This window comes from Psychrobacter sp. 78a-MNA-CIBAN-0178 (assembly GCF_040309625.1).
Lineage (GTDB): Bacteria > Pseudomonadota > Gammaproteobacteria > Pseudomonadales > Moraxellaceae > Psychrobacter > Psychrobacter okhotskensis.
Genome location: NZ_JBEOOZ010000106.1, coordinates 1 through 286, shown reverse-complemented (window position 1 = coordinate 286; position 286 = coordinate 1). Strand labels below are relative to the sequence as shown.

The 286-nt window shown below is 40.6% G+C and carries 1 pseudogene; it reads left to right on the top strand.

Annotated elements, in window-relative coordinates:
• Positions 1 to 286, top strand: a pseudogene (locus AAEY80_RS14445) (2,3-bisphosphoglycerate-independent phosphoglycerate mutase); the annotation flags it as partial.

The window sequence follows — 286 nt, the reverse complement described above, 5'->3', positions numbered from 1 at the left end:
AATTTGATGGTTTTACTAAAAAAAGAACGCCAGAGCTTAGCGCATTTGTAATGATGACAGAGTATGCAGCCGATATAGACGCACCTGTTGCATTTGGACCTACACCACTAATAAACGTACTCGGTGAATGGTTTGAAAAAAATAATAAAACACAGCTTCGTATTTCAGAAACCGAAAAATACGCACACGTTACATTTTTCTTTAGTGGCGGACGTGAAAGCGAATTTAAAGGTGAAACACGCGAGCTAATTCCTTCGCCGCAAGTAGCAACCTACGACCTACAACC